Genomic DNA, 8,594 nt, shown 5'->3' on the forward strand with positions numbered 1-8,594 from the left:
CGGCGCGCTCGACCGTTCTGAGGCGCGGCTGGCGGGGTCCTGGGCGGGGCGACCCCCGCGGACCTACGCTCCGGGCATGACGTCCGTGCTGTGGCTGCGTCGTGACCTGCGCCTCCAGGACCACCCCGCCCTCGCCGAGGCCGCGGCCGGCGGCCCCGTGCTGCCGCTGTTCGTCGCCGACCCGGCCCTGCTGGCGTCGTCGGGCGCCCCGCGGCTCGCGGCGCTGCACGACGCGCTGACGGCGCTGCGGTCCGCGTACGACGGCGCCCTCGTGGTCCGGTACGGGCGGCCCGAGGAGGTGGTGCCCGCCGTCGTGCGCGAGGTCGGGGCGACCAGCGTGCACGTCAGCGCCGAGCCCACCCCCTACGGCCGGCGGCGGGACGCGCGCGTCGCCCGGGCGCTCGCCGCCCTGGGCGACGGCGTCGTCCTCGACGAGACCGGCAGCCCGTACGCGGTGACGCCCGGGCGCGTGCTCAAGGACGACGGCGAGCCGTACAAGGTCTTCACCCCGTTCTCCAAGGCGTGGAAGGACCACGGCTGGCGCCGCCCGGCGGACGTCCCGCGCGACCTGCGCTGGTTGACCGGCGTCGACACCGAGGCGATCCCGGGTGCCGACGCCGCGGCCGCCGTCGGGCACATGGACCTGCCGGAGGTGACCGAGGCGGCCGCGCTCGAGCGCTGGCACGACTTCCTCGAGGACGACCTGGAGGGCTACGCCGAGGACCGCAACCGCCCCGACCTGCGCGCGACGTCGGAGCTCTCCGTGCACCTCAAGTACGGCACGATCCACCCCCGCACCCTGCTGGCCGACGTCGCCGCGCACCCGGCCGCGCAGAGCAAGGGCGCGCAGCACTTCGTCTCCGAGCTCGCGTGGCGGGAGTTCTACGCCGACGTGCTGTGGCACCACCCCGGCTCGGCGTGGGCGGACCTGCGCCCGGGGCTGAGCACCATCGCCTACGAGGACCCCGACGGCGCCGCGGCGGAGCGCTTCGCAGCCTGGTGCGAGGGACGGACGGGCTACCCGTTCGTCGACGCCGGGATGCGGCAGCTCCACCGCGAGGGCTGGATCCACAACCGGGTGCGGATGGTCGTCGCGAGCTTCCTCGTCAAGGACCTGCACATCTGGTGGCCGCACGGCGCGCGGTACTTCATGGCCCACCTGCGCGACGGCGACATCGCGTCCAACAGCCACGGGTGGCAGTGGGTCGCGGGCACCGGGACCGACGCGGCGCCGTACTTCCGGGTGTTCAACCCGGTCGCGCAGGGCGTGCGGTTCGACCCGAACGGGGACTACGTGCGGCGCTACGTGCCCGAGCTCGCGCACGTCGCCGGGTCCGCGGTGCACGAGCCGTGGACGGTGCTGGACGGGCTCGCGCACGGCTACCCGGAGCGCGTCGTCGACCACAAGGTCGAGCGCGAGGAGGCCCTGCGCCGCTACGAGGCCGCGCGGGCCTGACGCCTCGCGTGCCTGCCGTTCTCGGTCGCGGTCAGCGGGGCCAGTGCGCGGCGATCGCCGCGTAGCTGGCGATGCGGCGGTCGCGGTCCAGGCCGGGGGTGACGACGACGAGCTCGTCGGCCTCGGCGTCGGACTGCAGCGCGCGCAACCGGGCGACGACGTCGTCCGGGGTGCCGGTGACCATGCGGTCGTCGCCCTGGGCCCGCAGCACCTCGCGCGACCGGCGGAACTGCTCGGACTCCGCGTAGGCCCGCACCTCCTCCGGGCGCAGCGGCTCACGGATCCCGCGGGCGAGGTTCTGCATCGTCAGCGCCCAGCCGGCCTCGAACTCCAGGACCGCCTCGGCGTCGTCGGACGCGAAGGCGAGGACGGAGATCGCCGACCACGGCTCCGTCCGACCACCCGCGCCGTCGTCGGGCCCCGGCTCGAAGGTGCGCCGGTACTCGCGCAGCACCTGCGTCGCGATCTCCGGGCTCATGTGGTGGGCGAACACGGCGCGCAGACCGTTGACCGCCGCGAAGCGCGGGCCGTACGGGCTGGAGCCGAGCACGAACACCTCGGGCCGCTCGTCGACGACCGGTGCGGCGACACCAGCTCGCCGTACGGGTGGCCATCCGGGAAGCCGCCGTCGCCCAGGAACGCCAGCAGCTCCGCGACCTGGCCGGGGAAGTCCGCGCCGACGTCGACCTGCTGGCCGCGCCGTAGCACGTGCGCGGTGAGCGGGTCGGTGCCGGGCGCCCGCCCGAGGCCCAGGTCGATGCGTCCGGGGTAGAGCCCGAGGAGGGTGCGGAACGTCTCGGCGACCTTGAACGGCGCGTGGTTGGGCAGCATGATCCCGGCCGCGCCGACGCGGATCGTCGTCGTCCGGGCGCCGAGCGCCGCGAGGAGGATCTCCGGCGCGCTGCACGCCAGCGAGCGCATGTTGTGGTGCTCGGACACCCAGTAGCGGCCGTACCCCGCGGCCTCGACGGCCTGCGCGACGCGGACGGCGCCCTCGAGGGCCTGGTGCGCGGACTCCCCGTGCTCGATGCCGACGAAGTCGAGGACGGCGAGCGGGAGGGTGGCGCCGGACGGGAGCGGGGTGGTGGTCATCGACAGCGGCAACCGGGGGCGCCGCCGCGCCATTCCTGGGCCGTGCTCCCGCCCCGGCCGGCACGTCACTCAGGACCGTGGCGGATGACCCGCGCCGGACGCGGGGAACTCGCCACGACCCCTGGCGGCAGGTCGAGCGACACCGGGGGCGGGCGGGGCGAGCGGCGGGGCGGGTCAGACCAGGCCGACCAGGTCCGCGATGGACGGCACGACCTGGCTGGGGCGGAACGGGAAGCGGTCCACGTCCTCCGCGCGCGTCGAGCCGGTGAGCACGAGGAACGTCCGCAGCCCGGCCTCGATGCCCGCGACGACGTCCGTGTCCATCCGGTCGCCGACCATCGCGGTCGTCTCGGAGTGCGCCTCGATCCGGTTGAGCGCCGACCGGAACATCATCGGGTTCGGCTTGCCGACGAAGTACGGCTCGCGTCCCGTCGCGCGCGTGATGAGCGCGGCCACGGCGCCGGTCGCCGGCAGCGGGCCGTCGACGCTCGGGCCGGTCGGGTCCGGGTTGGTCGCGATGAACCGCGCGCCGCCCTCGATGAGCCGGATCGCGCGGGTGATCGCCTCGAAGGAGTACGTCCGCGTCTCGCCGAGGACGACGTAGTCCGGGTCGCTGTCCGTCATCGTGTAGCCGACGTCGTGCAGCGCCGTCGTCAGGCCCGCCTCGCCGATCGCGTACGCGCGCCCGCCGGGGACCTGCTGCTGGAGGAACTGCGCGGTCGCGAGCGCGGACGTCCAGATCGCCTCCTCCGGCACGTCGATGCCGGACGCCGCGAGCCGGGCTCGCAGGTCCCGCGCCGTGAAGATCGAGTTGTTCGTCAGCACGAGGAACGGGCGGTCGGCCCGCTTGAGGGCGGCGATGAAGTCCGCCGCACCGGGCAGGGCGTGGCCCTCGTGGACCAGGACGCCGTCCATGTCGGTCAGCCAGCACTCGATCGGATGCTCCACGGTGGTCATGGTCGAAGCGTGCCACCGCCGCGCGCCCGACGCCGAGTCCCGACCGACTCCCGACCCACGTCCGCCCCACTCCCGACCCGCCGCCGACCCACCAGGCGGATGCCCCGTGACGCGCGCCCGGCCGACCCGGCACACTGCGCTGCGAGCGCGTGGGGCGTGCGAGCCCTCGAGGAGGTCCCGTGGTCACCGGCCGGCCGACGACGGCGCCCGTGCGCCGCTCCCCGGACGTGCGCCTCGGCGCCCTGCTCATCGTCGTCTCCGCCGTCGGCTTCGGGGCCATGGCGATCTTCGCGCGGGCCGCCTACGACGGCGGCGGCGAGGTGCTGGCGGTCGTGTGGATGCGGTTCGTCCTCGCGGCGGTGGTCCTGCACGTCGTGCTGCGGGTGCGGCGGCTGCCCCTGCCGCGCGGCCGGACCCTGCTCGCGCTCGCGGCGCTCGGCGGCGTCGGGTACGTGGGCCAGTCGATGAGCTACTTCTCGGCGCTCACCCTCGCCCCCGCGGGCATCGTGGCGCTGCTGCTCTACCTCAACCCCGTGTTCGTGACCGTGCTCGCCACCGCCACCGGGCGGGAGCGGTGGACGCGGGGGCGCGTCGTGGCCCTGAGCCTCGCCACGGCCGGGACGGCGCTGACCGTCGGCCCGACCGCGGTCGCGTGGGATCCCCGGACGGCCCTCGGGATGGGCCTGGCCGTGCTGGCCGCGGTCATCTACTCCTTCTACATCGTCCTCAGCGAGCGACCCACCGCGCGCGCGGGGGCGCTGCCGTCGAGCACGGTCGTGGTGACCGCGGCCGCCGTCGTCCTCACGGTGCCGGCCCTCGCGAGCGGCTCCGCGCTGCCGACGACGACGGGCGGCTGGCTCGCCGTCGTGGCGATCGCGGTGGTGAGCACCGTCGTCGCGATCATCGCGTTCTTCGCCGGGCTCCGGCGGCTCGGCCCCAGCAGCGCCGCCACCCTCTCGACGCTGGAGCCGGTCGTCACGGTGGTCCTCGCCGCGATCGTCCTGGCGGAGGCCTTCACGCCGCTGCAGGTGGCGGGCGGGGCGCTCATCCTCGTGGCCGCCGTCCTGCTCGTGCGGTCGCACCCCACGACGGCGCCCTGACCCGACGGTCCGTCAGGTCCGCAGCGTGGACTCCTTGTGGGCGGCGCGGGCGCCGGTCCTGTCGGACTCGACGATCCAGTACGGCTCCTCGGCGGAGGCCTTGAACGTCTGGCCCTCGAACGTGAACTGCTCGGTGCGCCGCTCGACCGTCCGGCCGTGGGTCTCCCCCTGCGACGTGTTCCAGCGGACCTGCTGACCCTGTCTCATGCCGCGACGCTAGGTCGGGCAGCGCCGTGCGGCCAGCGCGGCGCCGGGTCGGCCAGGGTCGCGGGATCTCAGCCGCCCGGTCGGGAAGCGGACGCCGGGGAAAAGCGTTGTCGTCGTGTCGGTCGTCAGGGGGAGACTGCCGACGGCGTCGGCGTGGATGCCTCGAGACCTGCTGACCGCTGTGGACGGAGACCCGTGACCGAGATCGCCCAGAACCCTGCGCCCGTCGACGGCGCGCTGCCCGTCGAGGCCGCGCACGCCGACCGGGCCGGTGCCGAGCGACCCGACGGTCGGGACCGACCTGAGGCCGCGGGAGCGCGCACCGCGGAGATGACGCCGCGGGAGCGGCTCGCCGTCGTGCTGCTCCTCTTCTCCGCGTTCGTCGTCATCCTCAACGAGACGACGATGAGCGTCGCCCTCCCGCCCCTCATGGCGGACCTGGGCATCACGGCCGGGACGGCGCAGTGGGTGACGACGGCATTCCTGCTGACGATGGCCGTGGTCATCCCGATGACCGGCTTCGTGCTCCAGCGGATCAGCACGCGTGCCGTGTTCCTCACCGCGATGGGGCTGTTCAGCGCCGGGACGCTCCTGTCCGCGCTCGCGCCCGTGTTCGCGGTCCTCATCGCCGGCCGGGTGGTCCAGGCCACCGGCACAGCGCTGATGATGCCGCTGCTCATGACGACGGTGATGAGCGTGACGCCGCCGGCCCGCCGCGGCCGGACGATGGGCAACATCTCCGTCGTGATCTCGGTGGCGCCGGCGCTGGGCCCCACCCTCAGCGGCGCGGTGCTGGCCGTCCTCCCGTGGCGCGGCCTGTTCTGGATCATGCTGCCCATCGCGCTGGGTGCCCTCGCGCTCGGCGCCCTGCGGCTGCCCAACCTCACCGAGCCGCGCGCCGCCCGGGTGGACCTGCTCTCGGTGCTCGTCTCCGTCTTCGCGTTCGGCGGCCTCGTGTACGGGCTGAGCCAGCTCGGCGAGTCCGCGGGCGAGGGGAGCGCCGCCCTGGCCTGGGGGTCCATCGTGGTCGGGCTGGGCTCGCTCAGCTTCTTCATCGCGCGGCAGCTGCGGCTCCAGGCGACCGACAGCGCGCTGCTGGACCTCCGCACCTTCACGGCGCCGACCTTCCGCGTGGCCGTCGCGCTCATGGGCGTCAGCATGATGGCGCTGTTCGGCACGATCATCCTGCTGCCCCTCTACGCCCAGGACGTGCTGGGACTGGAGCCGCTGCAGGCCGGGCTGCTCGTCCTGCCCGGCGGGCTGCTCATGGGTGTCGCGGCACCGTTCGTCGGCCGGGCGTTCGACCGGGTCGGGCCGCGCCCGCTCCTCGTCCCGGGTACCGCCCTGGTCGCCTCCGCGACGTGGGGGCTCGCGACGCTGAGCGCCGACAGCGCGCCCTGGGTGCTCCTCGTGTGCCACGTCGTCATGAGCGGCGGCCTGGCGCTGATCTTCACGCCGTTGTTCACCTCGGCGCTCGGCTCGCTGAGCCCGCGCCTCTACCCGCACGGGAGCGCGGTCATCGGGACGGTGCAGCAGGTCGCCGGCGCCGCCGGCATCGCGCTGTTCGTCACGGTCATGACCCTGCAGTCCGTGCGGCTGGCCGACGCCGGCGCGGAGGTGGTCGCCGCGACCGCGGGCGGGATCCACGCCGCCTTCCTCGTGGGCGCCGTCATCGCGACGCTCGCGATCCCGGCCGCGCTGGCCTTCCGCGCCCCCCGGTCGACGGCCGCTCCGGTGACGCCCGGGCACTGACGCGCTCGGGCTCTCCTGCCTAGGCTGGCCGGGTGCAGGGCCAGACGCCGGACCGGTGGCACCGGGAGACACCGCAGGTCCTCGGCGCACCCCGGCGCCGGAGCGTGCCCCGCCGGGTCGCCGGGCTCCTGGTGACCGCCCTCGCCGTCGGCGCCTGCGGCACGTCCGCGGGCGCACCCGCGCCGACGTCGGCCGCGGCGGACGGCGCGCTCGACGCCGAGGCCCTCACCGCGGAGATCCGGCAGAGCCGGTCGGACTGGGGCGTGCGCCGGGTGCAGGTCCGGATCCACAACGCTTCGGACGAGCCGGTCGACGTGGCGACCGCGACGCTCGAGACGTCGATCGTCGACAGACCGACGACGTCGGACCCGGCACGGGGCCGTCCGGTGCCACCCGGCCGCTACCGCGACTTCCCGGTGGACCTCGGCGGGCCGGTCTGCCCGGCCGGCGAGGCGCCGTCGTCGTCGGTGCTGGTGCGGGCCGCCGACGGGCGGGAGGTGACGCTGACCCCGGGCGACCCACAGGGTCACCTGCCCCGGATCCACCGGGAGGACTGCGCCGAGCAGCGCGTCCGGGAGGCCGTGCGCCTCGAGCTGGGCCCGACGGTGACCGCCGAGCAGCGCGACGGCCGCCTCGTCGGGGCGCTGACGCTCACGGCGACCGCCGTCGACCCCGACGTCGAGGTGTCCGTGACCCGCGTGGACGGGACCGTGCTCCTCCTGCCCCTCGGCGCCCCGTCCTGGTCGCCGCCGGAGCTGCTCCGCGTCGGCCCGGCACCCGCCACGGCGGTCCTGGAGTTCCTCCCCGCCCGCTGCGACCCGCACGCCGTCGCGGAGGACAAGCGCGGGACGTACCTGCCGGTCCACGTCACGCTCGACGGCGAGGCACAGCCCGTCGTCCACCTCCGCTCCCCCGACCCCCTGCGGGGGCAGGTGTACGACCACATCGCCGCGGCGTGCGGCTGGTGAACACCGCAGCGCATCGAGAGGCAACTATTGACATTCGATAGATCCCTCTCGACACTCGATGCATGACACTGACGCGTGGGGCCGTGGCGCTCCTCCGGGTCCTCCTGGTCCTGCTGTTCCTGGCGACCGTCGTCGGCCAGACGCTCTCCCTGCCCGGCGAGCTGTCCTCGCTGGCCGACGCCGAGGCGCCGGCGGTGGCCCGGCTGCGCTGGCCCCTGACCGTCGCCGCCGTGCTGGGCATGGTCTGCGTCCAGGTCGTCATCGTCTGCACGTGGAAGCTCCTCGGCATGGTCCGGGCGGACCGGATCTTCAGCCGCGACGCCTTCGCGTGGGTGGACGGGATCGTGTGGGCGCTGGTCGCGGCCTGGCTCGTGCTCGCGACCGCAGCCGGAGCCCTCGTCCTGACGATCTACGTCACGCCGGAGATCCGCGACCCCGGCATCCCGATGATGCTGGGCGGCATGGTGCTCGTCGCGAGCGTCGTCGTCCTGCTCGTCGTCGTCATGCGCGCACTGCTGCGCAGCGCGACCGCCCTCCGGGACGACATGGACGCGGTGATCTGATGGCCATCGTCGTACGGATCGACGTCGAGCTCGCTCGACGCAAGATGAGCGTCGGCGAGTTCGCCGAGCGCGTCGGCCTGACGCCGGCGAACGTGGCCGTCCTCAAGAACGGCCGTGCGAAGGCCGTCCGCCTCAGCACGCTCGACGCGATGTGCCGGGTGCTGGAGTGCCAGCCCGGCGACCTGCTGGAGTGGGTCGACGACGAGCCGTCGTGACGGGTGGCCGGGACCGACCCGCCCCGCCGTGCGCGCCGGGAGGCGGAGGGGGACTGCTCAGGTCCAGTGGCGCGGACGCCGGAGCCCGAGGCCGAGGCGCGTCCGGTCGTCCCCCCGCGTCCCGTCGACCTGCGGCTGCGTGAGGTAGAGGGCCTCGGTGAGATCCGCGCCCGCGACGTCGGCGCCGCGCAGGTCCGTGCCGAGCAGGTCCGCCCACCGCAGGTCGGCGTCGCGCAGGTCCGCACCGAGCAGCAGGGCCCCGCGGAGGTCGACGGCCCGCAGGT

General features: G+C 74.9%; 11 protein-coding genes. 6 read left to right on the forward strand and 5 right to left on the reverse strand.

Annotated features, from left to right (window positions below; genetic code table 11):
• Positions 1–76 precede the first annotated feature (76 nt).
• The gene (locus tag N866_RS00720) at positions 77–1,456 is read left to right on the forward strand and encodes a cryptochrome/photolyase family protein (RefSeq protein WP_034221261.1); all 1,380 of its coding nucleotides are present in this window, start codon (positions 77–79) and stop codon (positions 1,454–1,456) included.
• Positions 1,457–1,487: 31 nt separating this feature from the next.
• Here N866_RS00720 and N866_RS22020 read toward each other — a convergent pair whose 3' ends face one another.
• The 3 genes from N866_RS22020 to N866_RS00730 all read right to left on the reverse strand — a co-directional run bounded on the left by N866_RS22020 (position 1,488) and on the right by N866_RS00730 (position 3,505).
• Positions 1,488–2,006: an LLM class oxidoreductase gene (locus tag N866_RS22020; RefSeq protein ID WP_216699346.1), complete on the reverse strand. Its 519-nt coding sequence runs from the start codon at positions 2,004–2,006 to the stop codon at positions 1,488–1,490.
• On the reverse strand, positions 1,931–2,548 hold the full coding sequence (locus N866_RS22025; RefSeq protein WP_216699347.1) for an MsnO8 family LLM class oxidoreductase: 618 nt from the start codon (positions 2,546–2,548) through the stop codon (positions 1,931–1,933). The genes N866_RS22020 and N866_RS22025 overlap by 76 nt, the downstream gene beginning before the upstream one ends.
• A 174-nt stretch (positions 2,549–2,722) precedes the next feature.
• Complete coding sequence (locus N866_RS00730) at positions 2,723–3,505, reverse strand: HAD-IIA family hydrolase (protein ID WP_034221263.1); 783 nt, start codon at positions 3,503–3,505, stop codon at positions 2,723–2,725.
• 179 nt (positions 3,506–3,684) lie between these two features.
• Here N866_RS00730 and N866_RS00735 point away from each other — a divergent pair, with 179 nt between their 5' ends.
• Positions 3,685–4,605 carry a DMT family transporter gene (locus tag N866_RS00735; RefSeq protein WP_052022183.1) on the forward strand — a complete coding sequence of 307 codons (921 nt, stop codon included), beginning with the start codon at positions 3,685–3,687 and terminating at the stop codon, positions 4,603–4,605.
• Between the two features lie 12 nt (positions 4,606–4,617).
• Here N866_RS00735 and N866_RS00740 read toward each other — a convergent pair whose 3' ends face one another.
• Positions 4,618–4,812 carry a hypervirulence associated TUDOR domain-containing protein gene (locus tag N866_RS00740; protein WP_034221264.1) on the reverse strand — a complete coding sequence of 65 codons (195 nt, stop codon included), beginning with the start codon at positions 4,810–4,812 and terminating at the stop codon, positions 4,618–4,620.
• A 330-nt stretch (positions 4,813–5,142) separates the two neighbouring features.
• Here N866_RS00740 and N866_RS00745 point away from each other — a divergent pair, with 330 nt between their 5' ends.
• From N866_RS00745 to N866_RS00760, 4 genes are all read left to right on the forward strand, one after another.
• The gene (locus N866_RS00745; RefSeq protein ID WP_052022192.1) at positions 5,143–6,564 is read left to right on the forward strand and encodes an MDR family MFS transporter; all 1,422 of its coding nucleotides are present in this window, start codon (positions 5,143–5,145) and stop codon (positions 6,562–6,564) included.
• A gap of 32 nt (positions 6,565–6,596) precedes the next feature.
• Positions 6,597–7,532: a hypothetical protein gene (locus N866_RS19575; RefSeq protein WP_052022184.1), complete on the forward strand. Its 936-nt coding sequence runs from the start codon at positions 6,597–6,599 to the stop codon at positions 7,530–7,532.
• 62 nt (positions 7,533–7,594) lie between these two features.
• On the forward strand, positions 7,595–8,095 hold the full coding sequence (locus N866_RS00755) for a DUF2975 domain-containing protein (RefSeq protein ID WP_034221265.1): 501 nt from the start codon (positions 7,595–7,597) through the stop codon (positions 8,093–8,095).
• The gene (locus N866_RS00760) at positions 8,095–8,310 is read left to right on the forward strand and encodes a helix-turn-helix domain-containing protein (protein WP_034221266.1); all 216 of its coding nucleotides are present in this window, start codon (positions 8,095–8,097) and stop codon (positions 8,308–8,310) included. The genes N866_RS00755 and N866_RS00760 overlap by 1 nt, the downstream gene beginning before the upstream one ends.
• A gap of 57 nt (positions 8,311–8,367) precedes the next feature.
• Here N866_RS00760 and N866_RS00765 read toward each other — a convergent pair.
• Positions 8,368–8,594 (reverse strand): pentapeptide repeat-containing protein (locus N866_RS00765; RefSeq protein WP_034221267.1); only part of this gene is annotated, 227 nt, incomplete at its 5' end.

The organism is Actinotalea ferrariae CF5-4 (assembly GCF_000603945.1).
Lineage (GTDB): Bacteria > Actinomycetota > Actinomycetes > Actinomycetales > Cellulomonadaceae > Actinotalea > Actinotalea ferrariae.